At 65.6% G+C, this 25,766-nt stretch carries 23 protein-coding genes; 13 read left to right on the forward strand and 10 right to left on the reverse strand.

What is annotated here, in order from left to right:
• Positions 1 to 370 precede the first annotated feature (370 nt).
• Entirely contained in the window at positions 371 to 1,837 is a 1,467-nt protein-coding gene (locus GDN70_RS13790) for an NAD(P)/FAD-dependent oxidoreductase (protein ID WP_038971731.1), read from the forward strand.
• An 18-nt stretch (positions 1,838 to 1,855) separates the two neighbouring features.
• On the opposite strand, the gene GDN70_RS13795 is transcribed toward GDN70_RS13790, so the two are convergent.
• The 3 genes from GDN70_RS13795 to GDN70_RS13805 are packed head-to-tail and all read right to left on the reverse strand — an operon-like array spanning position 1,856 to position 4,111.
• Positions 1,856 to 3,112: a YbfB/YjiJ family MFS transporter gene (locus GDN70_RS13795; RefSeq protein WP_038971772.1), complete on the reverse strand. Its 1,257-nt coding sequence runs from the start codon at positions 3,110 to 3,112 to the stop codon at positions 1,856 to 1,858.
• Between the two features lie 32 nt (positions 3,113 to 3,144).
• Positions 3,145 to 3,381, reverse strand: a complete 237-nt coding sequence (locus GDN70_RS13800) for a 4-oxalocrotonate tautomerase family protein (RefSeq protein ID WP_028173203.1) — start codon at positions 3,379 to 3,381, stop codon at positions 3,145 to 3,147.
• A gap of 19 nt (positions 3,382 to 3,400) precedes the next feature.
• Positions 3,401 to 4,111 (reverse strand): SDR family NAD(P)-dependent oxidoreductase, encoded by a 711-nt coding sequence (locus tag GDN70_RS13805; protein ID WP_152102667.1) that lies wholly within the window; start codon positions 4,109 to 4,111, stop codon positions 3,401 to 3,403.
• A 214-nt stretch (positions 4,112 to 4,325) separates the two neighbouring features.
• On the opposite strand from GDN70_RS13805, the gene GDN70_RS13810 reads away from it, so the two are divergent.
• On the forward strand, positions 4,326 to 5,249 hold the full coding sequence (locus tag GDN70_RS13810; protein ID WP_152102668.1) for a LysR family transcriptional regulator: 924 nt from the start codon (positions 4,326 to 4,328) through the stop codon (positions 5,247 to 5,249).
• A gap of 142 nt (positions 5,250 to 5,391) precedes the next feature.
• Entirely contained in the window at positions 5,392 to 5,547 is a 156-nt protein-coding gene (locus GDN70_RS34930) for a hypothetical protein (RefSeq protein ID WP_162832253.1), read from the forward strand.
• Positions 5,548 to 5,683: 136 nt separating this feature from the next.
• On the opposite strand, the gene GDN70_RS13815 is transcribed toward GDN70_RS34930, so the two are convergent.
• Positions 5,684 to 6,226, reverse strand: coding sequence for a Spy/CpxP family protein refolding chaperone (locus GDN70_RS13815; protein WP_152102669.1), 543 nt, complete (start codon positions 6,224 to 6,226; stop codon positions 5,684 to 5,686).
• A 134-nt stretch (positions 6,227 to 6,360) separates the two neighbouring features.
• Between GDN70_RS13815 and GDN70_RS13820 the strand changes: the two genes are divergently transcribed.
• Positions 6,361 to 6,819, forward strand: coding sequence for a nuclear transport factor 2 family protein (locus GDN70_RS13820; RefSeq protein ID WP_028143335.1), 459 nt, complete (start codon positions 6,361 to 6,363; stop codon positions 6,817 to 6,819).
• Positions 6,820 to 6,980: 161 nt separating this feature from the next.
• Here the strand turns inward: GDN70_RS13820 and GDN70_RS13825 are convergent, their stop codons facing one another.
• The 3 genes from GDN70_RS13825 to galE form a co-directional block, all read right to left on the reverse strand.
• A complete protein-coding gene (locus tag GDN70_RS13825) occupies positions 6,981 to 7,682 on the reverse strand; it encodes a fumarylacetoacetate hydrolase family protein (protein WP_028137558.1) in 702 nt (233 codons plus the stop codon).
• 33 nt (positions 7,683 to 7,715) lie between these two features.
• Positions 7,716 to 9,518, reverse strand: coding sequence for an ABC transporter ATP-binding protein (locus tag GDN70_RS13830; RefSeq protein WP_038949036.1), 1,803 nt, complete (start codon positions 9,516 to 9,518; stop codon positions 7,716 to 7,718).
• Between the two features lie 118 nt (positions 9,519 to 9,636).
• Complete coding sequence (gene galE / locus GDN70_RS13835) at positions 9,637 to 10,650, reverse strand: UDP-glucose 4-epimerase GalE (protein WP_028143333.1); 1,014 nt, start codon at positions 10,648 to 10,650, stop codon at positions 9,637 to 9,639.
• Positions 10,651 to 10,776: 126 nt separating this feature from the next.
• Here galE and GDN70_RS13840 point away from each other — a divergent pair, with 126 nt between their 5' ends.
• On the forward strand, positions 10,777 to 11,814 hold the full coding sequence (locus GDN70_RS13840; protein ID WP_095425611.1) for a glycosyltransferase family 4 protein: 1,038 nt from the start codon (positions 10,777 to 10,779) through the stop codon (positions 11,812 to 11,814).
• 179 nt (positions 11,815 to 11,993) lie between these two features.
• On the opposite strand, the gene waaF is transcribed toward GDN70_RS13840, so the two are convergent.
• Positions 11,994 to 13,064 carry a lipopolysaccharide heptosyltransferase II gene (gene waaF, locus GDN70_RS13845; protein ID WP_152102670.1) on the reverse strand — a complete coding sequence of 357 codons (1,071 nt, stop codon included), beginning with the start codon at positions 13,062 to 13,064 and terminating at the stop codon, positions 11,994 to 11,996.
• Between the two features lie 160 nt (positions 13,065 to 13,224).
• Between waaF and rfaD the strand changes: the two genes are divergently transcribed.
• The 6 genes from rfaD (at position 13,225) to GDN70_RS13875 (ending at position 21,150) form a co-directional block, all read left to right on the forward strand.
• The gene (rfaD, locus tag GDN70_RS13850; RefSeq protein WP_152102671.1) at positions 13,225 to 14,205 is read left to right on the forward strand and encodes an ADP-glyceromanno-heptose 6-epimerase; all 981 of its coding nucleotides are present in this window, start codon (positions 13,225 to 13,227) and stop codon (positions 14,203 to 14,205) included.
• Positions 14,206 to 14,217: 12 nt separating this feature from the next.
• Entirely contained in the window at positions 14,218 to 15,702 is a 1,485-nt protein-coding gene (rfaE1, locus tag GDN70_RS13855; protein ID WP_152102672.1) for a D-glycero-beta-D-manno-heptose-7-phosphate kinase, read from the forward strand.
• Positions 15,699 to 16,985, forward strand: a complete 1,287-nt coding sequence (locus GDN70_RS13860) for an O-antigen ligase (RefSeq protein ID WP_152102673.1) — start codon at positions 15,699 to 15,701, stop codon at positions 16,983 to 16,985. The genes rfaE1 and GDN70_RS13860 overlap by 4 nt, the downstream gene beginning before the upstream one ends.
• 84 nt (positions 16,986 to 17,069) lie before the next feature.
• Positions 17,070 to 18,983, forward strand: a complete 1,914-nt coding sequence (locus GDN70_RS13865; protein ID WP_028143327.1) for an SDR family NAD(P)-dependent oxidoreductase — start codon at positions 17,070 to 17,072, stop codon at positions 18,981 to 18,983.
• Between the two features lie 2 nt (positions 18,984 to 18,985).
• Positions 18,986 to 20,206, forward strand: a complete 1,221-nt coding sequence (locus GDN70_RS13870) for a glycosyltransferase family 4 protein (protein ID WP_038971717.1) — start codon at positions 18,986 to 18,988, stop codon at positions 20,204 to 20,206.
• Positions 20,203 to 21,150 (forward strand): NAD-dependent epimerase/dehydratase family protein, encoded by a 948-nt coding sequence (locus GDN70_RS13875; RefSeq protein ID WP_028143325.1) that lies wholly within the window; start codon positions 20,203 to 20,205, stop codon positions 21,148 to 21,150. Before GDN70_RS13870 ends, GDN70_RS13875 begins: the two co-directional genes overlap by 4 nt.
• Here the strand turns inward: GDN70_RS13875 and GDN70_RS13880 are convergent.
• Positions 21,138 to 22,133, reverse strand: a complete 996-nt coding sequence (locus GDN70_RS13880; protein WP_038949050.1) for a glycosyltransferase family 4 protein — start codon at positions 22,131 to 22,133, stop codon at positions 21,138 to 21,140. The genes GDN70_RS13875 and GDN70_RS13880 overlap by 13 nt on opposite strands.
• Positions 22,134 to 22,168: 35 nt before the next feature.
• A complete protein-coding gene (locus GDN70_RS13885) occupies positions 22,169 to 23,128 on the reverse strand; it encodes a lysylphosphatidylglycerol synthase transmembrane domain-containing protein (protein WP_152102674.1) in 960 nt (319 codons plus the stop codon).
• Positions 23,129 to 23,343: 215 nt separating this feature from the next.
• Here GDN70_RS13885 and GDN70_RS13890 point away from each other — a divergent pair, with 215 nt between their 5' ends.
• Together GDN70_RS13890 and GDN70_RS13895 are read left to right on the forward strand one after the other, a co-directional pair.
• A complete protein-coding gene (locus tag GDN70_RS13890) occupies positions 23,344 to 24,333 on the forward strand; it encodes an NAD-dependent epimerase (protein ID WP_152102675.1) in 990 nt (329 codons plus the stop codon).
• A gap of 7 nt (positions 24,334 to 24,340) precedes the next feature.
• Entirely contained in the window at positions 24,341 to 25,753 is a 1,413-nt protein-coding gene (locus tag GDN70_RS13895; RefSeq protein ID WP_173015804.1) for a mannose-1-phosphate guanylyltransferase/mannose-6-phosphate isomerase, read from the forward strand.
• Positions 25,754 to 25,766 lie beyond the last annotated feature (13 nt).

The raw sequence follows: 25,766 nt of genomic DNA on the forward strand, positions 1-25,766 counted from the left end.
GAAGTACTACCCGCAATGGAAGGGAATATAAAGTAGTTCTACTAGCAAAAGGCCGACTCGATCGCCGGATTAGTCTGTCGTTTGCCGTGATACACGTTCCAGCCGCTCCGCGGTTGGAGCCGGTTCCGAGCGAGCCAATGCCTTGGAGCCGTGCGCGGGGCGACGTCGTTGGCGCGCGCTGGGAATGCGCGTAGACCAAAGAAGACCAAAAAGGTCGCGAAGACGCCGAAGTTCGTTTTCTGGCGCTTCCAGGACGGGAAGGCGGTGGATTCCACGAGGATTTCGACACCGCCTGGGTCTACAGTGTGACCATCTCCTGACGGTTGCAATTCGGCGCGGCGCTGCCCATGCTGTGCCCAGGGAGAGCGCCATGGCCGAAGCCGCAGAACATCTCGACGTCATCATCGTCGGTGCCGGCCTGTCAGGCATCGGCGCGGGCTATCATCTTCAGACCAAGTGTCCCACCAAGAGCTACCTCATCCTGGAGGGGCGCGACTGCATCGGCGGCACCTGGGATCTGTTCCGCTATCCCGGCATCCGCTCCGACAGCGACATGTTCACGCTCGGCTATTCGTTCAAGCCGTGGACCGATCCGAAGGCGATCGCGGATGGGCCGCAGATCCTGAACTATGTGCGCGAGACCGCGGCCGAGAACGGCATCGAGAAGCACATCCGCTTCCGCCATCGCGTCAAACGGGCTTCGTGGTCGACGCCGGACGCGCGCTGGACCATTGAGGCCGAGCGCATCTCGGGCGAGGGCGCGACCGAGCTGGTGTGCTTCATCTGCAATTTCTTATTTCTGTGCTCGGGCTATTACAAATACGAGGCGGGCTACACGCCGGAGTTCAAGGGCGCCGCTGATTTCGCCGGCCGCATCGTCCATCCGCAGAAATGGACCGAGGACATCGACTACGCGGGCAAGCGCGTCGTAGTGATCGGCTCGGGCGCGACCGCGGTGACGCTGGTGCCGGAGCTCGCCAAGAAGGCGGCGCAGGTCACCATGCTGCAGCGCTCGCCGACCTACGTGGTGTCGCGCCCTGCGCAGGATCCCGTCGCCAACAAGATCCGCCGTAATCTGCCGACGCGGCTTGCCTATCATGTCATCCGCTGGCGCAACGTGATGTGGGGGATGTTCTTCTTCCAGCTCAGCCGGCGCCGGCCTGCGAAGGTCAAGGAGCTCGTCCTCAAGGGCGTGCAGATGGCGCTTGGCCCGGACTACGACGTCGCCACCCATTTCACGCCGCGCTACAATCCCTGGGACCAGCGGCTGTGCCTCGTGCCTGACGGCGACCTGTTCAAGGCGATCCGCGAGCAGCGCGCCTCCGTCGTCACCAGCGAGATCGACACGTTCACGCGGGACGGGATTCGCCTGAAGGATGGCAGCGAGCTTGCCGCCGACATCATCGTGACGGCGACCGGGCTGGTGCTCCAGGTCGTCGGCGGTCTCGACGTCAGTGTCGACGGCCGTGCCGTGGATTTCGCCAATACGCTGACCTACAAGGGCATGATGTATGCCGACGTGCCCAACATGGCCTCGGCCTTCGGCTACACCAATGCGTCCTGGACGCTGAAATGCGATCTCACCTGCGAATATGTCTGCCGTCTCATCAATTACATGGACCGGCACAATTTCCGCCAGTGCATGCCGCATAACGACGATCCCGAAATCACCGCGCAGCCGTCGCTGGACTTCACCTCGGGATATGTGCAGCGCTCGGTCGCCAAGATGCCGAAGCAGGGCTCGAAGCAGCCGTGGCGGCTGTACCAGAACTACGCGCTCGACATCGTCTCCCTGCGCTTCGGCCGGATCGACGACGGCGTGATGCGATATTCCTGAACGCATCGCCGCCTGGAGTTATGCCTTGCGTGTGGCAAGTGCCAGTGCAAGGTCGATCGCGAGCGCCAGCCCCACCGCGCCGCCGCCGAGTGCGAACAGCACCGGATAATCGCCGCCGGTCTGCGCGTAGATCCAGGAGAAGCCGTAAGCGGCCGCGGCCTGGAACAGTGCAAAGCTGGTGGTGGCATGGCTCCATGTCGCGCGCTGCTGCTCGGCAGAGTGCGGAACGAGTTCATGGATACGTCCGAGCACCAGTGGCACGATGCCCGGCGTGAAGCCGCCGACCACGAGGCTCGATACGATCAGGGAAAGAGGTGCGGTGCTGACGGTCGGCAGCAGCACGGCGGCCGCCTCGATCAGAAAGGCCGCGCGCAACGCCGCACCGAACCCGGCGCGGTCACCGAGATGGCCGGTGACGAGCGGGCCGACGATGGCGCCGAGACCGTACAGCACCCAATAGCGCGATCCCGCGGCAATGCCCTGGCCGAGGCCGCGCGCCACGAAATCGACGATGAAGACCATGTGCGGTACCAACGCCACCGCGTTGAGGCCGTACTGGATCAGCAGCGTGCCGGCGATGGCCGAGGTTTGACGGGGCTTGGTTTGAGAAAGCGGAGTGTCGCTCTTCGCTTCGGCGGGCCAGTTCCACCAGCTCGCGAGCGTGAGCAGGGCGGAGAGCACGCCGAGCCCATACCAGCTCTGCTGCAGGCCCTGTTGCAGCAGCAGCGGCACCAGCGTGCCCGATGCGGCGACGCCGAGGCCGACGCCGGCAAAGATCACGCCGCCGACGATGCCACGCCTTGCTGCTGAGGTGTGCGGCAGAATGACGGAGGCCGCCAGCACCATGATGATTCCGCCGGTGAGGCCGGAGAGGAAGCGCCAGGCGAAGAACCACGTGAACGACACCGGCGATGAGCTGGCGAAAAAGGAGAGGGTGGCAAGCAGCATCATCGCCCGCAACGCGCGAACCGCGCCGATGCGGCTGGCGACACTCCGTGCCGCGAGCGCGCCCGCGAGATAACCGGCGAGGTTCGCAGCGCCGAGATAGACGACATCCGATGCGCTGAACCATTTTGCCGCGATCAGGGCCGGGATCAGCGGCGTGTAGGAAAAGCGGGCGAGGCCGAGTCCGACCAGCGAAGCGGACAATCCCGCCGCCGCATATCGCCAGGTCCGCTGCGAAGAGTGCTGCTTTGACGAGGTCTCTCGTGAGGCCGATACTGGCCTCGGATGTGGCCGAGCCCCGGCGTGTGGTTTCAGATCTGCGTTGGTCATGTCACCCTCGTGCGCGCGCGATCGCGCGCGGATCATCCTGTCTGGGCGGCGCGGCGCCGCCGGAACTCCGGCACGGGCAGGCCGCCCCAGCCCCAATTGTCGGTGTCGACTTCCTCGATCACGACGAAGGTGGAATCGAGCGGCTTGCCGAGCACGTCGAGCAGCAGCTGGCTCGACCCCTTGATCAGTGCGGCTTTCTCCTCCGCGGTGAGCGACGCCGCCCCTGGCGTCGTTCCTTCGCGGGTCACTTGAATGGTGACGATGGGCATTGTGGATCTCCTCCCACGCTCAGTGGCCGGCGCTCTGGCCGCCGTCGACATGCAGGATCTCGCCCGTGACGAAGGAGGCGCCCTCGAGGTAAAGGACGGCACCGACGATGTCGGACATCTCGCCCATGTGACCGACCGGGTGCAGCGCGCTGAGCTGGGCATGGGTCGCCGCCGGGTGCATCGGCGACTTGATGATCCCTGGCGAGACAGCGTTCACGCGAATGCCGCGCCTGGCATATTCGATCGCGAGCGACTTGGTCGCGGCGTTGAGGCCGCCCTTGCTCAGCGAGGCCAGTACCGAGGGTACGTTCGAATTGGCCTGATCGGTCAGCGTGGTCGTGATCTGGACGACGTGGCCCGAACCCTGCTTCTCCATCTCGGCGATGGCGAGCTGCGTGATGTGGAAGAAGCCCGCGACGTTGGTGCCCATCACCGCCGCGTAATCCTCGGCCGTGTACTGCGTGAACGGCTTTGCGACGAAGATGCCGGCATTGTTGACCAGCGTGTCGACGCGCCCGAAGCGGGCGACGGCCTGCGAAACCACACGCTCGGCGGTGCTCCGGTCGGCGATGTCGCCGGCCACGGCGAGGACGTCGTCGTCGCCTGACGGCTTGATGGAGCGTGCGGTTGCGACGACGCGATAGCTGCGGTCCCGAAAACCCTGGACCAGGGCGGCGCCGATGCCCTGCGAAGCACCGGTGATGATGGCGACTTTCTGCTCGATACCCATAACGGGCTCCTGTTGTTGGCCTTGAGAACCTGCGCCAGCGCTCGGCTGGCTTGGGTGGTGAGGTAGGCCGGGGCAGCCCGGCTGCGAATACACTCCGTCCGGCAGACACTCTTTCGCGGCGCGAACGAATGCCGGGTCGGCGCCTGCCGACGGTTGTCGCCGCGGAGGGGAACGCCTAGCCTGCGGCCGGAATCTGAGGGGCGGCGGGGAAGGCATGGATCGTCTGGATGCGATGAAAGTGTTCGTCCTTGCGGTGGACGAAGGCAGCCTGGCTGCCGCCGGCCGCAAGCTCGGCCGCTCGCCGGCGGCGGTGAGCCGCGCCATCGCCTTTCTCGAGGAACGGGTCGGCGCGGAGCTGCTGCACCGGACGACGCGCTCGATCAAGCTCAGTGAGGATGGCGAGCGCTATGTCGCGATCTGCCGCCGCGTGCTCACCGAGCTGGAGGAGGCCGACGACATCGCGGCCGGACCGCGGTCGGCGCCGCGCGGCCTGCTCACGATCACCGCTCCCGTGGTGTCGGGCGAGATGGTGCTGCGGCCGATCCTGGACGCGTTTCTCGATGCCTGTCCGACGGTGTCGGCCAAGCTGCTGCTGTTCGATCGCGCGGTCAATCTGATCGAGGAGGGCATCGACATCGCGCTTCGCATCGGCCCCCTCGCGGATTCGGCGATGGTGGCAATGCGGGTCGGCGAGATCAGCCGCGTGGTCGTGGCAGCCCCGCGCTATCTGAAGCAGCATCCCCGCATCACCGAGCCCGGCGATCTCGCCAAGCATCAGATCGTGGCGATGGCCCATCTGCCCAATTCCTGGACCTTCGCGCCGCAGGCCGGTGGGTCGGTGCCGCGTACGGTCCAGTTCACGCCGCGTTTCATCGTCAACAGCACTTACGCGGCCGTAGCCTCCGCCGTTGCCGGCCGCGGCGTCGCGCGGATGTATTCGTACCAGGTGGCCGAGCAGGTTGCGCGCGGCGAGCTCGAGATCGTGCTGGCCGCCGAGAAGGATCCGGAGATGCCTGCGCACCTGATCTGCCCGCAGGGCCGGCTCTCGGTGCCGAAGGTGCGGGCCTTCACCGACTTTGCCGTGCCGCGGCTGAAAAAGCACTTTGCGCAGCTCAAGAAGAGCGTCGATGCACCCTGAGCATCGCTGCCGCCAATGCGTTGTTTTGCGTATTCGGTCGTCGGCGTGAATCGGCCACTCTGTCCAAACGGTTAACGCCGGATTAACCGCGGACTCCTAGCCTGTCTCGGCCGGGGTTACTCGCAAGGCCGAGGTGAGCCTAATGGAAGCCCAGAAGATCGCGGTCGACGCCGTCGTCGCGCTGACCAATTGCGACCGCAACGCTGTCGTAGCCTTCATCCGCCAGCTCTATCTCGCCGGGGTGACCGACCCCAAACGCCTGACCTTCAAGGGTCTGCAGGCGCTGACGCGGGCGTAGCCGGCTGGTTTCGGCGTAGCGGCGCTGATCCTCGGCCTCATCGTGTTTTCGGTACTACGTCAAGTGTGGCACGATGCGTTGGCGGATTACGCTACGCTAATCCGCCCTACGACTTCTGCGGTAATCCCGAGCGCGTCTAGTGATGGTGTTTGCGCCCTGCGGAGCTATCAGGATGCTGATAGCCTCGCAGCTCGGCGTATCTTTGCATTTGGCTCTGATTGAGCAAGGCCGCGGTCGACAGGTGATATTTGAGGTGGCTCTCGCGGAGCCGGCCCTGCGTTTCCGAAATGGCGACGATGGTCGCCTTAAGCGACTCCGGCGTCACGGCACGGGCAGAGAACAGGTTGTCCAATTCCCTCTCTTGTTCGACGAGCTTGTTGCCCAGCGGGACCGTCTCTTGCTTCATCGAATCGAAGAGGTGCTGAATTTCGGCGCGCTGATCGCCGGTCAGCTCGAGCCGATCCCCGAGCTCGAGAACGTGACTGGGACCGGGATATCCATTCAGTTCAGCGGCAAGCGCCAGGCCCATGCCGCGTCCGCTCTGGAGATCGTCGACCTGCTGGTGCGACAGCGCCTTGATCAGACGCTGCTCGAGGCCGGCATAGGGCTTGCTGGACTGCGCGCTGGCAGCGTTGCAGGTGACGACAAGCGTGGCCGCAAGCAGGAGAAGGCGTCTCATGAGTCTGGCTCCATGAAATCAGGCCGGCCGGTCGATCTCCGCCGGGGTGCTCTCGAAGTCCATATCTTGCTGGAAGGTCTGTCCCATGGCAACAAAGCTTGCCGTGATCGAGGTAGCCGAAGATGGAGCAGGTGATGGCCCTCTTGCCGACCGCCGACAGCGCGACGAAGCAGTTCTTCCTGGCGTGGCTGGACACCTTCGCGGGCTACGTCCGCGAGGTCGACTACGCCGCGGCGCGGCCGCTCTTCCATCCAGATGTGCTTGCCTTCGGCACGCATAACGACGTCATCCCCGGCCTCGATCAGTGGGTCACGACGCAATGGGACAACGTCTGGCCGAAGACGACCGACTTTCGTTTCGTGCTCGATCAGACCTCGGTCCTGGCATCCCGCGACGGCACGATGGCGACGGTGATCGCGCCGTGGACGAGCACGGGATATCATCCCGACGGCAGCGCGTTTGCGCGCCCCGGCCGGGCGACGATGGTGTTCACGTGGAACGGTGACGGGTGGCTGTGCGTGCATTCGCACATGTCGCTCAATCGCGGTGTGCCGCAAGTGAGCCACGCCAATCGGCCGGTGAAGGCCTGGTAGAAAACGCGAAAGGCCCCGGATGCGACCGGGGCCTTGATTTTGGATACGCAGGGCGGATTAGCGAAGCGTAATCCGCCGTTCAGCAATAACAGCAATCAACTGGTGATGGCCGCGCGAAGGTGACGGATTACGCTTTCGCTAATCCGTCCTACGCATCGGGCCTATTCCGGCTGGCCGATGCTCACCTTCAGCGTGCCGACGCCGTCGACGCCGCATTCGAGCTTGTCGCCGGGCTGGAGCTGCGACACGCCGGCGGGGGTGCCCGTCATGATGATGTCGCCGGCGGCGAGCTTCACCTGCTGCGAGAGCTGCCAGATGATCTCGGGCACGTTCCAGATCAGCTCGGTCAGGTCGCCCTTCTGAGCCTCCTTGCCGTTGACCGTCAGCCAGATCTTGCCCTTGGCGGGATGGCCGATCTTGGAGGCCGGCTGAATGGCGGAGCACGGCGCGGAGCCGTCGAACGACTTGCCGATCTCCCAGGGGCGCTCCTTCTTGCGCGAGGCGATCTGGAGGTCGCGGCGGGTGAGATCGATGCCGACGGCGTAACCATAGACGTGATCCAGCGCCTTGTCGGCGGGAATGTTCAGGCCGCCGCTCTTCATCGCGACGATCAGCTCGACCTCGTGATGCAAATCCTTGGTCAGCGGCGGATAAGGAATGGTGGCGCCGTCGGGCACCAGCATGTCGGCGTGCTTGGCGAAGAAGAACGGCGGGGCGCGCTCGTCATTGCCCATCTCGCGGATGTGCTCGAGATAGTTGCGGCCGACGCACCAGATGCGGCGCACCGGATAACGGCCGCTTTCGCCGACGACGGGAAGCGAAGCCTGGGGCGGAAGCGGGATGACGTAGGAGGCGGCGTTCATGCGGGTCTCGCGCTCTTGAGGTAAAGTGGAACTCTATGCGGTTGCGCTGATCGGCGCCAGAGCGCCGGCATCGTAGTGTTGCAGGCGGAAGAACGAGGCATAGCGGCCGCCGCGGCGGAGCAACTCGTCATGCCGCCCCTGCTCGACGATCTCGCCGCCCTCGATCACCAGGATCGCGTCGGCATGCATGATGGTGTGCAGGCGATGCGCGATCACGATGGTGGTGCGGTTCTGGCAGAGATGCTCGATCGCCTCCTGCACCTGCCGCTCGGATTCGGAATCGAGCGCGGCGGTGGCTTCGTCCAGCAGGATGATCGGTGCGTTCTTGATCAGCGCGCGCGCCACGGCGATGCGCTGACGCTGGCCGCCTGAAAGCTGCGTGCCGTGCTCGCCGACCGGTGTGTCGTAGCCAAGCGGAAAGCCCATGATGAAATCATGCGCGCAAGCCGCTTTCGCTGCCTCGGTGATCTCGTCCTCGCTCGCGCCGGGCCGGCCGAAAGCGATGTTGTTGCGGATGGTGTCGCGGAACAGATAGACGTCCTGCCCGACATAGGCAGTCTGCGCCCGCAGGGATTTGCGAGAGATTGCGCCGATCGACTGGCCGTCGATCACGATGTCGCCTTGTGTCACCTCATAGAAGCGCAGCAGCAGCGCCAGCACGGTCGACTTGCCGCCGCCGGAGGGCCCGACCAGCGCCGTGACCTTGCCGGGCTCGGCCACGAAGCTCATGCGGTTGAGCACGGTCTCATTGGCGCGATAGGAGAAGCTGACATCGCGCAGCTCGATCCGGGCGTCGGAGAGCTTCAGCGCCGGCTTGTCGTCGTCGGAGTGCTCGCTCGCCGGGCTGTCGACCACTTCGAGCAGCATGCGCGCGCCGACGAGCTGGCTGTTCAAGTCGATGTTGAGCCGCGCCAGCCGCTTGGCCGGCTCGGTCGCCATCAGGAACGCGGTCATGAAGGAGAAGAACGCGCCCGGCGTGGCGTTGAGCGCGACCACGCTGTAGCCGCCATAGAGCAGGCAGCCGGCGACCGCGAAGCCGCCGAGCATTTCCATCAGCGGGTTGGAGCGGTTGGCGACGCGCGCCATCTTGTTGGCGTTGCGCTCGACGATGGCGATGTTCTCGTCGATGCGGCTCTGCATCGTGTCTTCGAGCGTGAACGCCTTCACCGTGCGGATGCCTTGCAGCGATTCCTGCATGGTCTCCATGATGTCGGCGGTGCCGGTGAACTGGTTGTAGGCGAGGCCCTTGATACGCTTGACCAGCTTGCGCAGTACCAGCATCGCGGGCGGCACCACGACGAGGCCGATGAACGACATCACGGGGTCCTGCCACACCATCACGCCGATCATGGCGAGCAGCATCAACAGGTCGCGCCCGACGGCGTTGACCAGCATGTTGAGCACGTCGGTGATCGACTTGGCGCCGGCCGTCAGCCGCGCCAGGAATTCTGACGAATGCCGCTCGGAGAAGAAGCCGACGCTTTCGCGCATCAGTTTTGCGAACAGCTGGCGCTGGTTGGTGGCGAGGATGGCGTTACTGATCTTGGTCAGGATCACCATGTGGCCGTAGGTCGCCACGCCCTTGATGAACAGCAGGATCACCGTGATCCCGGAAAACATCGCGATGCCCGGGATGTTCTTGTCGACATAGGCCTGGTTGATGACCTGGCCGAGCACATAGGTCGCGCCTGCCGTCGCGCCCGCGGCGACCGCCATCAGCGCGAAGGCGACGAGGTAGCGCCGCCAATAGACGACGCCCTGTTCCGTGACCAGGCGGCGAATCAGGACCGCTGCCGCATAGGGATCGTCGGTGATTTTCTTTGGAAACTGGGCCATCCGGTGTCCATTGACGGCGCAGGACAAAGCCTGCCCGCACGTCAGGGATCGAAGGGCCTCTGTGCCCGCTCAAGCGGGGTTTTTCAAGCCCAATTAAGGGCTTGCGCTCAGATGGAATCTAGGCCGAGGCGGCGTGGCGAAGCTCGCCATGGCGCTCGTGGAACAGCTTGTCCTCCCACGCCAAAGCGTGGGCCGCGATGGTCTCGAGGTCGTCGTATTGCGGCTTCCAGTCGAGCAGGCCGCGGATCCGGCTGGTGTCGGCGACCATGGTCATGATGTCGCCCGGCCGGCGCGGAGCGTACTGCACGGCGAAGCTGCGGCCCGAGACCCGGCGCACCGCGTCGATCGTCTCCAGCACCGAATAGCCGCGGCCATAGCCGCAATTGAGGGTCGTCGAGGCGCCGCCATTGCGCAGGTACGCGAGCGCCGAGCGATGCGCCTGCGAGAGGTCCGTGACGTGGATGAAGTCGCGAATGCAGCTGCCGTCGGGGGTCGGATAGTCGGTGCCGAACACGTCGATCTTGGCGCGCTGGCCGGTCGCGGCCTCGACCGCGATCTTGAGCAGATGCGTGGCGCCGACGGTGGCAAGCCCGATGCGCGCCTGCGGATCGGCGCCGGCGACGTTGAAATAGCGCAGGGTGACGTACTGCATGCCGTAGGCGGCGGCGACGTCGTGCAGCATGATCTCGGTCATCAGCTTGGACGAGCCATAGGGCGATAGCGGCCGCGTCGGTGCATGCTCGGGCACCGGCACCTGGTCCGGATTGCCGTAGACGGCGGCGGTCGAGGAAAAGATGAAGCGGCCGATGCCGCGCTTGACGGCGACATTGAGCAGGTTGCGCGCGGTCGTGAAATTGTTGCGGTAGTAGCCGAGCGGATCGCGCATCGAATCCGGCACGACGACGGAGCCCGCGAAATGGATGATGCTCTCGATGTTGTGCTGCGCGATCACGCCTTCGAGCAGGTTCTCGTCGCCGGCATCGCCGATGAACAGCGGCACGCCCTCAGGCAGATAGGCGGAGAAACCGGTCGAGAGATCGTCGATCACGACGACGTCCTCGCCGGCTTCCGCCAGCGCGAGGACCGTGTGACTTCCGATATAGCCGGCGCCGCCGGTGACTAGCACAGTCATGATCTCACCCGTCTTCGATCAACGCGCCAAGTTAACGTTTGCGCGGTGAAGAGGGGGTTTCGGCGCGGCTGAACTGGTCACTATGCTTAATGTTGCGTATAGGGACTTTGCGAAACGGAGCATGACGTGGCCAATTCCCCCGGCGATCTCGAAGTGATCGTGCCAAATCTGCACAGGCGCTATTCCGGGGTCACCGCGACCAACCGGATGGTGGCGCCGCGGCTGGCGAAACTGTACCGCTCCGCCTGGTTCGGCTCGCACGCGCCGGCTGGGATTGCGCGGCTGAGCGTTGCCGATTTTCTGAAGCTATGGCGCCGCAAGGCGCCGCTGATCTGGCACGCGCGGCGCAACAACGAGATGATCGCGGGCGTCGCGCTACGCGCGTTCGGCTGGCCGTTGAAACTCGTGTTCACCTCGGCGGCGCAGCGGCACCATAGTTGGATCACGCGCTGGCTGATCCGGCGCATGGATGCGATCATCGCGACGTCAGATCTCTCGGCCTCGTTCCTGAAGGTGAAGGCGACGGTGATCCCGCATGGCGTCGACACCGACGTCTATGCGCCGCCGGTCGACCGCGCTGCTGCGTTCGCGGAGTCCGCGCTGCCGGGCCGCTACGCCATCGGCTGCTTCGGACGCGTGCGCGCGCAGAAGGGCACCGATTTGTTCGTCGACGCGATGTGCCGCCTGTTGCCGCGCTATCCCGATTTCACCGCCGTGATTGTCGGGCAGGTCACGGCCGAGCAGACGTCCTTTGCGAACGAGCTGAAAAAGCAGATCGAAGTGGCCGGCCTGCAATCGCGCATCGTCATCACTGGCGAGCTGCCGATCGAAGCGGTGCAGCGCTGGTATCAGCGGCTGACGATCTACGCCTTCACCTCGCGCAACGAGGGTTTTGGGCTGACGCTGATCGAGGCGATGGCGGCCGGCAGCGCGCTCGTCGCCGCACGCGCCGGCGCGGCCGAGCTGGTGGTCGAGGATGGCGTGAGCGGCGTGCTGGTCCCGACCGACGATGCCAATGCGTTGGCTGCGGCGCTGGAGCCGCTGATGCGCGATGTGGATGCCGCGGCGGCGATGGGCGAGAGGGGGCGAGCGCGGGTGCTCGCAAAATTCAGCCTCGATGCGGAAGCGGCGCGGATCGGCGAGGTCTATCGGCCACTGCTTTGAGCGGCCGGTGTCGCGCCGGCAAACAAAAACCGCGAAAACAACCCCATGCACAGTAGCCGCGGCCAGCAAAATCAACGGCTTGGCGGCTGACGCGATACGTTGCGGATTTCACGAAGCGCGTTTGACGCGTCGGGCAAAACACCGGCGCTTATCATCGGCGGCGCAGGCGTTGCCGACGCTCACGTCTCCGTCCGCGCCCCGGCCTCACCCAGCACCCGCTGCGCGATCGCCACCACCTCGCGCGCTGCGATATCGCGCATGCAACGGTGGTCGTTCATTTTGCAGACCGTGCTCTGGCAGGGCTGGCAGGACAGATCTTCCTTGTCCTGCACCACGGTCGCCGCAAGGCCGTTGAGGGGGGCCCAGAGATAGGGGCTGGTCGGGCCGAAGATGCCCATGGTGGGCGTGCCCAGCGCGGCTGCGATGTGCATCAGGCCGGAATCGTTGGAGATGGCGACGCCGGCCGCGGCCATGGCCAGCACGCCGTTGCGCAGATCGTTGCCGGTGAGGTCCCTGACCCCCGGGCCGCCGGCCGCGACGATCTCCTGAGCCAGCCCCTTTTCCGCGGGGCCGCCGACCACCCAGACCTCGAGGCCGCGCTCGACCAGCAGCCGGGCGGCCTCCGGATAGTAGGTCCAGCGCTTTGAGACGCCGACCGAGCCAGGGGCGAGCGCCACTGCGGCGCCCGCGCTGAGGCCGTTGGCCTGCCGCCAGCGGACGATGTCCTCAGCCGGGACCCGCAATTGCGGCACCGGCCATTCCGCCGGCAGCGGGGCTCCGTCGGGCTGGGCCAGGGCGGCATTCTTGTCGATGAAGCGCGGCAGCTTCTTCTCGCCCCAGCGCCAGCGGTTGAGCAGGCCGAACCGGAACTCGCCGACGAAGCCGACCCGTTCAGGAATACCGGCCAGGGCGGGCGCGATGGCCGCCTTCCAGGTCCGGGGCAGCACCAGGGCCGTGCCGTAGTTCCGCTCGCGCAGGAGCTTCCCCAGGGCGAACTGGCGGGCGACGGCGAGGCGGCTGCGCGGCAGGTCCCAGACGATCCCCTGGCGCACGCCGGGCATGTAATCGACCAGCGGGGCGCACAGGGATGTGGTGAGGAGATCGACCGGCCGGTTGGGCCAGCGCTCCTTCAGAACCCGGACGACGGTGTGATTCCGAACGAAATCGCCGATCCACATGTAGGGAATGATCAGAATCGGGCGGGTGTCGCTCCGATCTGCATCTCCGCTAAGTGTCGAATCTTCGTTCATTTGTTAATGGGGCCGAGGCGATCTGATTGTGGCGGTTCGGTAGCCGCTCCGGGCCGGCAGGTAAAGCCGGCAGACCGCTCAATCCCAAAACCGCTTACACTTTGGCGGCTCATGCGCTACGGCAGGACCGGGCCGCAAAGATCGGGCAGGGATTTCGGAAATGTTGCTGGTGACCGGCGGGGCCGGTTTTATCGGGTCGAATGTCGTGGCCGCGCTCAATGACGCGGGCCGCAGCGACGTCGTGGTCTGCGATTTCCTGGGTAACGAGGGCAAGTGGCGGAACCTCGCCAAGCGCCAGCTTGTGGATATCGTCCCGCCGGCCGAACTGATGGACTGGCTGAAGGGTCGCAAGCTCGATGCCGTGATCCATCTCGGGGCGATTTCCGCGACCACTGCGACCGACGGCGACCTCGTGTTCGAGACCAATTTCCGCGTGTCGACGCGCCTGCTCGACTGGTGCACGGCGGGCGCGGTGCCGTTCATCTACGCCTCCTCGGCGGCGACCTATGGCGACGGTGAGACGGGATTTGACGACGACGCCTCGCTGCCGGCACTGAAGAAACTGCGGCCGATGAATCTCTACGGCTGGAGCAAGCACATGTTCGATCTCGCGGTCGCCGGGCGGGTCGCGAACGGCGATCCGCTCCCGCCGCAATGGGCGGGCCTGAAATTCTTCAACGTGTTCGGCCCTAACGAATATCACAAGGGCTCGATGATGAGCGTGCTGGCGCGCCGTTTCGACGACGTCAAGGCCGGCCGCGTGGTGCAGCTGTTCAAGTCGCATCGCGAGGGCATCGCCGACGGCGATCAGCGCCGCGATTTCATCTATGTCGACGACGTCGTGCGTGTCGTGATGTGGCTGCTGGCGACGCCGTCGGTGTCCGGCCTCTTCAACGTCGGAACCGGCAAGGCGCGCAGCTTCAGGGATCTGATGTTGGCGGCCTATGCGGCGCTCGGCACCAGGCCCAACATCGAATATATCGACATGCCCGAGCAGATCCGCGGGGCTTACCAGTATTTCACCCAAAGCGAGGTCGATCGTCTCCACCGCGCCGGCTATAACGGCGGCTTCACGACGCTCGAGGATGCGGTGAAGGCCTATGTCGGGGATTACCTCGACCGGCCCGACCGCTTCCGCTGAGGCCATTTGAACATGCCGACGCCCATTCTCGATTTCGACGCCCTCGCGAAGGCCATCTCAGGCCGCACGGTGCTGTGCATCGGCGATATCATGTTGGACGAGTTCGTCTATGGTGAGGTGTCGCGGATCTCGCCGGAAGCGCCGGCGCCTGTCATCGCGGCCCAGCGCAGCGAGATCCATATCGGCGGCGCCGGCAATGTCGCGCGCAATGTCGCCTCGCTGGGCGCGCGCTGCATCTTCGTCGGCCTCGTCGGCGAGGACGACGCCGGTGCACGGCTCAAGGCGGCGCTGGACGAGCACGCCGGCATCGAAAGCGTGCTCGTGTGCGATCCCTCGCGCCCGACCACGCGAAAAGTCCGCTTCGTCTCCGAGCATTTTTCCACGCACATGCTGCGCGCGGACTGGGAGCAGGCGGCGCCTGCTTCCGATGACATCGAGACGAAGCTGATCGAGGCGATCCTGCCGCAGATCGCGCGCGCCGACATCGTGCTGCTCTCGGACTACGCCAAGGGCGTGCTGACGGCGCGCGTCATCCGCCACGCCATCGACGCCGCGCGAAAGCTCGGCAAGCCCGTGATCGTCGATCCCAAGAGCCTGAACTGGGCGATCTATCGCGGCGCCACGCTGCTGACGCCCAATCGCAAGGAGTTCTCTGAAGCGACCCGAAGCCGCGCCGAGACGGTGCAGAGCATCGTCGAGGCCAGCGAGGACGTGATGCGGCTCGCCGATTGCGAGGCGATCCTGGTCACCCAGGGCGAGCACGGCATGACGCTGGTGCCGCGCAATGGCGCGGCGGTTCACGTTCCGGCTTTTCCGGTGAAGGTGCGCGACGTCTCCGGCGCCGGTGACACCGTCGCCGCCGCGCTCGCGGTGTCGCTTGCTACAGGCGCGGACTGGGACACGGCGCTGCGCATGGCCAATGCCGCTGCCGCCGTCGCCGTCGGCAAGCAAGGCACCGCCAGTGTGAGCGCGGCCGAGCTGCGCCGAAAGATCCTGCCGCATGCCACTCTGGCGGCCGAGGAGAAGATCGTGCTCGAGCCGGCCGCACTCGATGCGCAGCTCGCCGAATGGAAAACGCAAGGCCAGCGCGTCGGCTTCACCAATGGCTGCTTCGACATCCTGCATCCCGGCCACGTCAAGGTGCTGACCGCGGCGCGCGCCGCCTGCGACCGCCTGATCGTGGGGCTCAACAGCGACGCCTCGGTGCGGCGGCTCAAGGGCGCCGAGCGGCCGGTCCAGGACGAGCGCGCGCGTGCCGAGGTGCTCGCGGCGCTCGAAGCCGTCGATCTCGTCGTCATCTTCGATGAGGACACGCCGATCGACCTGATCACCCGGATCAAGCCCGGCGTGCTGGTGAAGGGCGGCGACTACACCCGCGAGCAGGTAGTCGGCCACGAGGTCGTCGAGGAAGCGGGCGGCACCGTCGTGCTGGTCGACATCCTCCAGGGCTTCAGCACGACGGCGCTGGTCCATCGCGCCCGGGGAGGGGGCAAGTGACGACACTGGCACGCGAGACGACCGGCGGGATGTTGCTTCGCCGCCTGCGCAGCCCGGCGGCCTGGCGCGAGACCGTCGATATATTTGCGGTCCTGACCGCGGCCTCGCTGCCGTGGTCGACCTCGCTGGCGGGGATCTTCAACGCGCTGATGCTGCTCTGCATGGTGCCGTTTCTCGACGTCCGCGCGTTCCTGCAATCCTTGAAGCGTCCGATCTGCGCGGCCCCGATCGCGCTGGTCCTGCTCGCACTGGTGGGGACACTGTGGTCGGACGCGAGCTGGGGCGCCCGCTTCTATGCGGTCAATCCGACCATCAAGCTGCTGGTGCTGCCGGTCCTGCTCTATCATTTCGAGCGCTCGCCGCGCGGCCGCTGGATCTTCATCGCCTTCCTGGTGTCCTGCGCCCTATTGTCGGTGATGTCCTGGCTGGTCGCCTTCTACCCGAACCTCGCGCTCAAGACCGATCCGGCCGAGCGCGGCATCTTCGTCAAGAATTACATCGACCAGAGCCAGGAATTCGCGCTTTGCGCGGTCGCGCTCGCCTATCCGATCGTGATGCTGCTGCGTGAGAAGCGATACTGGTTCGCCGGGCTGCTGACGGCGCTGGCACTGAGCTTCTTCGTCAACATGACCTTCGTCGTGGTGTCGCGCACCGCGCTCGTCACCGTTCCAATCATGTTCGGCGTGTTCGCGCTGCTTCACCTCAAATGGCGCAGCATCGCGCTCATCTCCGCCACGTTGCTCGTCGCCGCTATTCTCGCCTGGCAGGCCTCGCCATATTTGCGCCATACCGCCGAGAGGTTTTCCGACGACTACACGCGTTACATGGAAAAGGGCGAGCCGACCTCGGCGGGTCTGCGGCTCGAATTCTGGCGGAAGTCGCTCGGTTTCTTCGCCGAGGCGCCGATCAAGGGGCACGGCACCGGCTCGACGCGCGGATTGTTCGAACGCGTCGCGACGCCCGCCGGTCAGTACCAGGCGTCCGCCGAGGTGATCGGCAACCCGCATAACCAGACGCTGAACGTTGCCGTGCAATGGGGCGTGATCGGCATCGCCGTTCTCTATGCGATCTGGATATTGCATCTGCGCTTGTTTCGCGGCGACGGCCTTGCCAACTGGATCGGGCTCCTGGTGGTGGTGCAGAACGTCTTCACCTCGCTGTTCAACTCCCATCTGTTCGACTTCCACGAGGGCTGGATGTACGTCATCGGCGTCGGCGTTGCCGGCGGCATGGTGATCCGGGGGCAACAGGCCGAGGCGAAGACGGGGGAAGCCGGTTCCTGAAAGCCCGCGCGGCTGGCAAGTCTGGTCCAGATGGGCTATCAGCGCGGTCAGGTTGCATCTAACTGGGTTTTCATCGGTCGGCGGATGACGCGTCTTTCGCATCTCACCTTGCGCAATTTCCTGATCGCGCTCCACGACCTGCTGGCGACCGCGGCGGCGCTTTTTGCCGCCTTCTATCTGCGATTCGAGGGTGGCGACGGCTTCTTCGACCGCCTGCCGCTGCTGTTCCAGATCCTGCCCTACTTCCTCGCCTTCAGCGTGGTCGTGTTCTTCATCTTCAACCTGACTACGACGAAATGGCGCTTCATCTCGCTGCCTGACGCGTTGAACATCATCCGCGTCGCGACCGTGCTGACGGTCGCCCTGCTCGTGCTCGACTACATCTTCGTGGCCCCCAACGTCCGCGGCGCCTTCTTTCTCGGCAAGGTGACGATCGTCCTCTACTGGTTCCTCGAGATCTCCTTCCTCAGCGCGCTGCGCATGACCTACCGCTACTTCCGCTATACGCGGGTACGGCGTCATGCCAGGGGCGAGGAGGCCGCGCCGACGCTGCTGATCGGCCGCGCCGCGGATGCCGAGGTGCTCCTGCGCGGCATCGAGAGCGGGGCGATCAAGCGCATCTGGCCGGTCGGCGTGCTGTCGCCGTCGAGCTCGGATCGGGGCCAGTTCATCCGCAACGTGCCGGTGCTGGGCGGCATCGACGACGTCGAGGACGTCGTCGCCGATTTCGCCAAGCGCAACAAGCCGATCGCGCGCCTCGTCATGACGCCCTCGGCATTCGAGCCGGAAGCGCGTCCGGAATCGATCCTGATGCGGGCGCGCAAGCTGGGTGTGATCGTCAACCGGATGCCTTCGCTCGAGAGCGGCGATACGCCGCGGCTCACGGCCGTCGCGGTCGAGGACCTTCTGCTGCGGCCGAGCGAGACGATCGACTATGCGCGCCTGGAAGCGCTGATCAACGGCAAGGCGGTGATCGTCACCGGCGGCGGCGGCTCGATCGGGTCGGAGATCTGCGAGCGTGTCGTGGCCTTCGGCGCCGCGCGGCTCCTGATCGTGGAAAACTCCGAACCCGCGCTTTATGCCATCACGGAAGCGCTCGCCGCGCGAGGCGCGGCCGCCGAGATCGAAGGGCGGATCGCCGACATCCGCGACCGCGAGCGCATCGTGCGCCTGATGGCGGGGTTCAAGCCGGACATCGTGTTCCACGCCGCCGCGCTCAAGCACGTGCCCATCCTCGAACGCGACTGGAGCGAGGGCGTCAAGACCAACATCTTCGGCTCGATCAACGTTGCGGATGCCGCCGTTGCCGCCGGCGCCGAAGCCATGGTGATGATCTCGACCGACAAGGCGATCGAGCCGGTGTCGATGCTCGGCCTGACCAAGCGCTTTGCGGAGATGTACTGCCAGGCGCTGGATCACGACCTCGCAGCCGGGGCGCACGGCGCCAAGCCGCCGATGCGGCTGATCTCGGTCCGGTTCGGCAACGTCCTGGCTTCGAACGGCTCGGTGGTTCCGAAATTCAAGGCCCAGATCGAGGCCGGCGGCCCGGTGACGGTGACGCATCCCGACATGGTCCGCTACTTCATGACCATCCGCGAGGCCTGCGATCTCGTCATCACCGCGGCCACGCATGCGCTCGGAACGCACCGTCCCGACGTCTCGGTCTACGTGCTCAACATGGGCCAGCCGGTGAAGATCGTCGATCTCGCCGAGCGCATGATCCGCCTTTCCGGGCTGCAGCCGGGCTACGATATCGAGATCGTGTTCACGGGTATGCGGCCGGGCGAGCGCCTGCACGAGATCCTGTTCGCCACCGAGGAGCCGACCCGCGAGATCGGCGTTGCCGGCATCATGGCCGCGCAGCCGAACGAGCCGCCGATGCAGACGTTGCGCAAATGGATTGCGGCGCTGGAGCAGGCGATCGCGCGCGACGATCGCGCCACCATCAGGACTATCCTGAAGGATGCGGTGCCCGAATTCGGGTCGACCGCGGCCTGACCATGCAGCCTCGGGGCAAGATCGTCGTCGCGAGCCAGCATTATCCGCCGGATACGAGCACGACGGCGGCGATCATGGCCGAGATCGCATGCCGTCTCGCCGCCGAGCACGAGGTCGTCGTGCTCTCGGGCTGGCCGGGCGCGTTGCCGGACTTGCAGACCGGTCCGGGCAAGCCGCGCGTCATCGCAATCAAGAACCGCATGGCGGGCAAGGCGGCGCTGGTGCGGCGCGGGGTCTCGGAGCTGCTGTTCGCGGCGCGCACGTTCTTCGCCTTGCTGCACGAGCTCAAGGCAGGCGACGTCGTGCTCACGGTCACCGCCCCGTTCATGCTGCCTTACGCGGTGGCGGCGGCAGCCAGGCTCAAGGGCGCACGCTCGGCGCTGATCATGCACGACCTCTTTCCCGACGTGCTGGTGATGGCGGGCCTGCTGAAGCCGGGCTCGTTCGTGACGCGGACGATGCGCGCCGCCAACGGCCTGATGTTCCGCGCGCTCAATGCCGTCATCACCATCGGCCGCGACGCGGAGCGGCCGCTGCTGAGCTATGCCGGAATGACGCGGAACAAGATCCGCTTCATCCCGAACTGGGCGACGCTCGTGCCCGCGCCGCGGCCGGTCGATTCGGACAACCCGTTCCGCAAGGCGCTTTCCGCGCGCTTCATCGTCGGCCTGTCGGGCAATCTCGGTTTCACCCACGATCCGGAGATCGTGTTCGAGGCGGCGCGGCTTCTGAAGGACGAGGCCGACATTCACTTCCTGCTGTCCGGCTGGGGCATCGGCTTCGAACGGCTGAAGCAGTTGCAGGCAGCGGCGAACCTGCCCAATGTCTCCTTTGTCGGGCGGGTCGAGGATGCCGAGCTCGAGGCGTTCCTGGCGTCCGCCGACCTCTGGATCATTCCATACAGGAAGGACGTTGCAGGGGTGTCGGTGCCGAGCCGGTTCTACAATCTGCTGGCGGTCGGCCGTCCCGTGGTGCTGGTGTCCGAGCCGGAGTCCGAGGCTGCCTTGACGGTGGTGGAGAACGGGCTCGGCTGGGTCGTGACGCCGGGCCGCCCGGACCGGCTCGCCGCGGCGATCCGCGCGGCGTCCCGTTCCAACGACGATGCGATGACGGAGCGCGCGGTGAGGACGGCATTGCGATTCGACCGGACGACGGCGATGAACGCCTATGCCCGTGTGATCGACGAATTGTTGCACACCGCGAACCTTTCGGAGCAACGATGAGCGAGAAGAAACCAGTCGTGCTGGTGACGGGAGCGAGCGGCTTCGTCGGCCGTCATGTCGTGCCGGCGCTCCAGCGCGAGGGATGGTCGGTCCGCCGCGCGGTCCGTCGCGCGGAAGGTGCCGACGACGAGGTGGTGATCGAGACGATCGGTCCCGAGACCGATTGGCAAGCCGCGCTGGAAGGCGTCGACGCCGTCGTCCATCTCGCCGCGCGCGTGCATCACAAGCACGAGGAGCATGCGGTCCAGCTCTACCGCAACGTCAACATCGCCGGCACGCTGCATCTGGCGCGCTGCGCGGCGACGGCCGGCGTGCGCCAGTTCGTCTTCATCAGCACCGTGCTGGTGCACGGCCGCAGTAACGAGGGCCGCGCCCCATTCAGCGAGAGCGATATCCTGACGCCGCGCGGCCTCTACGGCATGTCCAAGGCTGCGGCCGAAGCGGGCTTGAGGACGCTGGCGCGCGACAACGACATGAAGATCTCGGTGATCCGGCCGCCGCTGGTCTATGGCGCGGGCGCCAAGGGCAATTTTGCGCTGCTGACGCGCGCGGTCCAGCTCGGGTTGCCGCTGCCCGTTGCCGCGATCCGCAACCAGCGCGCCTTCCTTGCCGTGCAGAACCTGTCGTCGTTCATCCTGCGCCGGCTCGGCCATCCCGATCCCGCCAGCAATTTCGAGATATTCCTCGTCGCCGATAGGGAGCAGGTCTCGACACCCGAATTCATCACCCGTCTGGCCGAAGCGTCCGGCAAGAGCCTGCGGCTGTTCGGCATGCCGCCGGGCCTGCTCAGCACGCTGCTCAGCGTCATGGGCCGGCAGGATACGCATGACAGCCTGATCGGCTCGCTCGAGCTCAACATCTCCAAGGCGCTCGCGACCGGCTGGCAGCCGCAGGTGTCCCTCGACGAGGGGTTGCGGCTGGCGCTGTCGGCTCAGGATGCCTGAGGGCGGGAGAAGCGCCGCAGCACGAAGGCGACCGCGACCGCGCCCGCGAACAGGGTGACGATCGCGACCGGCATCGAGCCGGCGCGAACGCTGACGATGGCAAGCAGTGCCAGCACGAGATTGAGCGCGAACACCTCGCCGATCACCTGCTTGACCTTAAAGCCGTTGTCGGTGGCGCGCTGATAGAAGTGCGTGCGGTGTGCCGACCAGAATGGTTCGCGCCTGATGATGCGGCGAAACAGCGTGATGGTGGAATCCGCAAGGTAATAGGCCGGCAGCAGCAGCGCCGCAGCGGGCTGTCCGTGCCAGGCGAGCTCCAGCAGGCACCAGCCGAGCAAGAGGCCGATCGGCAGGCTGCCGACATCGCCCAGGAAGACCTTTGCGGCTGGGCGGTTGAACGGCGCAAAGCCAAGCATGGCCCCGCACAGCGCCGTGGCGAGCAGCGCCGCGGATGGCGAGAGGTCGCCATACCATCCGAGCAATCCGAGCGCGGCCGTGACAGGCACCACCTCCGCCACGGTCATGAGGTCGAGCCCGTCCATGAAATTGACGAGGTTCACGAACCAGATGCCGGCGAGCAGGATGAGGCCGCGCTCGAGCGCGAGCGGCAGCGCCGGCACGATGCGCGCGGTCTCCGGTGTCGTGAATACGACGGCGGCCACGGCTCCAGCCTGAAGCACGAGGCGGAGCAGCACGGGCAGGGGCCTGATGTCATCGACAAGTCCGACCATCGCGATCACGACGGCGGAGCCGATCAGAGGCAAGGGAATCGCGCCGTACGTCCAGGCCGCCCAGGACGCAGCCACCAGCAGCGTGGCTGCGACAACCGCGATGCCCGCACCTTGCGGGGTCGGTATCTTGTGCGACGAGCGTGCGTTCGGACGCGCCAGTGCATAACGCTGCAGCAGCGGCATGCTGCACCAGATGATGCAGGCGGAGATCAGTGCAGCCAGCACGGCCGGCGCAAGCGCAAACAGCACCAGCCCGGCCGCATGGTCCGGACCCGCGACGAGGGTTGTCACTCCGGCACTCCGATCGGCGCCGACCCCTGCGCGGCTTTCTCCGCGCTGAGGATCCAGACCAGGCCGCCGAACGCGCCGACGATGAAGGACACGGCGCCGAACAGCAGCGAGACGTTGACGCCCTCGTTGGCGGCCAGGCCGGCGAAGCTGAACGCCAGGCTCATCGTGGCTTCACGCACGCCCCAGCCGGCGATCGAGATCGGCATCATCGTGATCAGCATCACGGGTGGCACCAGCAGGAACACGTCGCTGAAGCGAACCGGGGCCGCAATCGACTGCACGACGCACCAGGCGATGACGACGGCGAGCACGTGAACGAGCACCGACAGGATTGCGATGATCGGTCCGCGGCTGCGGCTGAAGATCACGCGGTTCGCGATCACGGCACAGGCGTGAATGTGATGCGTGGCCCACCAGGTCTTCAGCCAGCGCCATTTCAGCGCGCCGAAAACCAGGAAGCCGAGGCCGCCGGCGAGCGCCAGGAAATCGATGAGCAGCAGCGCCGAGCGCCCGTGCGGATCGGTGATGAGGGTGTAGCTCCAGGGCAGGCTCGCGACGATCAGAATCGCGAGCGCGATCAAGCCGATCGCGCGGTCGACGAAGATCGAGTAGGTCGCCGCACGCCAGCCGGCACCGGCGCGCGCGACCAGCCAGAGCCGGACCGCGTCGCCGCCGATCGCCGACGGCAGGGTCTGGTTGAAGAAGGAGCCGATCACGTTGTAGCGCATGGCGCGGCCGAGCTCGAGCGGCGCGCCGCAGACGGCGCTGATCTCGCGCCAGCGCAGCACGCCGACGAAGATCTGCAGGAAGGTGACCGCGATCGCGGCGCCGATCCAGAACAGGCTGGTCACGGTGAAGCGCGAAAACAATTCGGACAGATCGACCTTGCGCAGCGCCAGATAGAGCAGCGCCGCGGAAATCAGGATTTTGGCCGTCGACAGCAGGATTCGGCGCATCTCGCCCGCATGAACAGGGTTTGCGAAGATTTGAGGCAACCCGACGCGAGCGCCGAATTCGGCCGCTTTGGTATGGTTTTGGCGCCGATCTTGCAATAGCTCTCGTGGGCTCTCGTGGAGGGGCATTATGGAGCGCATGAGCCGCGGCGGGCCTATTGCGATCACCTTGAGGTGACGGCTAAACAGGATCGGGCTAGGGATCCCCGGGGAACAGGATGACGGATCAGGCGATTTTGGTCACCGGGGCCGCCGGCTTTATCGGCTTTCACGTCGCCCGGCAGCTCCTGGGCGAAGGCCGCACCGTCGTCGGGCTCGACAATCTCAACAGCTATTACGATCCGGCACTGAAGCGGGCGCGCCTGGCGCTGTTGCAGAGCGACCGCCGCTTCTCCTTCGTCGAGGCCGATCTTGCCGACCGCGAGACGATGGCGGCGCTGTTTGCGCAACATCGTTTTACGGAGGTCGTGCATCTCGCGGCGCAGGCCGGCGTGCGCTACTCGATCGAGCAGCCGCACGCCTACGCCGATTCCAATCTGGTGGGCTTTCTCAACATCCTCGAGGGTTGCCGCAACAGCGGTTGTCGTCATCTCGTCTACGCCTCGTCATCCTCCGTTTACGGCGCCAACACAAAATTGCCATTTGCGGTTGCGGACCGCACCGACCATCCCGTGAGCTTCTACGCCGCGACCAAGAAGGCGAACGAGGTGATGGCGCAGTCCTACAGCCATCTCTATCGCCTGCCGGTCACGGGACTGCGCTTCTTTACCATTTACGGGCCATGGGGACGGCCCGACATGGCCATGTTTCTGTTCGTAAACGCCATCATGGCGGGCAAGCCGATCCGGCTGTTTAACCATGGCCGAATGCGTCGCGACTTCACCTATGTTGATGATGTCACACGTGTAGTATCCAAGCTGATCAATCTTGTGCCTGCGGACGATCCGGCTGCCGCAAATGCGCCGTTTAAGCTCTACAATGTCGGCAATCACCATCCGGAGGAACTGATGCACGTCGTCGGGCTTCTGGAGCGGGAGCTGGGCCGGACGGCGATCAAAGAATTGCTGCCGATGCAGCCGGGAGATGTGCTGGAAACGTTCGCGGATGTCGAGGACCTGATGCGCGACACCGGCTTTGCACCGTCAACGCCGATCGAGCATGGGGTCCATAATTTTGTCACCTGGTATCGGGACTACTTCAAGGTTTGAGATGACGATGGACAAACGCATTATCCCCCTGATCATGTGCGGCGGCGCCGGCACGCGGCTGTGGCCGGCTTCGCGCGAGGTGCGGCCAAAACAGTTCCTGCCGCTGTTCGGCACCCGCTCGACCTTCCAGGACACGCTGCTGCGCGTTTCCGATCCCTCCCTGTTCGACCGGCCGATCGTCATCACCAATGCGTCCTATCGCTTCATGGTGCTGGAGCAGCTCGCCGAGATCGGCATCGAGGCCGACGTGATCCTCGAGCCGATGCGTCGCGATTCCGGACCTGCGATCGCGGCCGGCGCGGTGTTCGCGCAGAACCGCGCCAGTGAAGCCATCGTGCTTGCGCTCGCCGCCGACCACGTCGTGCAGGACAATTCCGCTTTCGTTGCCGCCTGCCGCGAGGGCCGTAACGCCGCGAGCACCGGGCGCATCGTCACCTTCGGCGTCAAGCCGGAGCGGCCGGCGACCGAATACGGCTACATCAACCCGGGCGAGGTGATCTCCGGTGAGGTGCATGCGGTCGCGCGCTTCGTCGAGAAGCCGGACGCGGTGAAGGCATCCGACTACGTCAATTCGGGCTATCTCTGGAACAGCGGCAATTTCATGTTCCCGGCGAGCGTGCTGCTCGACGAATATCGCAGGGTCGATGCAGGAAGCGTCGAGGCCGTCACCAACGCGGTCAACAATGCCGGCCGCGATCTCGGCTTCGTCACGCTGGAGCCCGAGGCGTTCGGCGCGGCCAAGGCGATCTCGATCGACTATGCCGTGATGGAGAAGACTTCGCGCGCCGCGGTCGTGCCGGTGTCGTGCGGCTGGTCCGACGTCGGCTCCTGGCACGCGGTGTGGGAGCTCTCCGACAAGGACGCACAAGGTAATGCGTCGCACGGCGCTGCGGTGTTCGAGGATTCCCGCAACTGCAACGTCACCACCGATTCCGCGCTGGTCGCGCTCGAAGGCGTCGACGATCTCGTCGTGGTCGCGACTGCTGATGCGGTTCTGGTCTCGCGCCAGAAGGATTCCAACGGCCTGAAACGTCTCGTCACGAAGCTGAAGTCGGTCGCGCCGAAGGTCACCGAGGAGCATCTCAAGGTGCACCGGCCCTGGGGCAGCTATCAGTCGGTCGACAATGGCGAGCGCCACCAGGTCAAGCGCATCGTGGTGAAGCCGGGCGGGCGGCTGTCGCTGCAGAAGCACCATCATCGCGCCGAGCACTGGATCGTGGTCCGCGGCGCCGCCCGCGTCACCGTCAACGAGGCCGTGAAGACGGTGCACGAGAACGAGTCGATCTACATCCCGATGGGCGCCGTGCACCGGATGGAGAACCCCGGTAAAATCATGCTGGAACTGATCGAGGTCCAGACTGGAAGCTATCTCGGGGAAGACGACATCATCCGGATTGAAGACGACTATCAAAGGTCGTAACCAGCAAACTCCG

Origin of the sequence: Bradyrhizobium sp. TM102, from assembly GCF_009176685.1 — a bacterium.
In the GTDB taxonomy this organism is placed as follows: domain Bacteria; phylum Pseudomonadota; class Alphaproteobacteria; order Rhizobiales; family Xanthobacteraceae; genus Bradyrhizobium; species Bradyrhizobium ottawaense.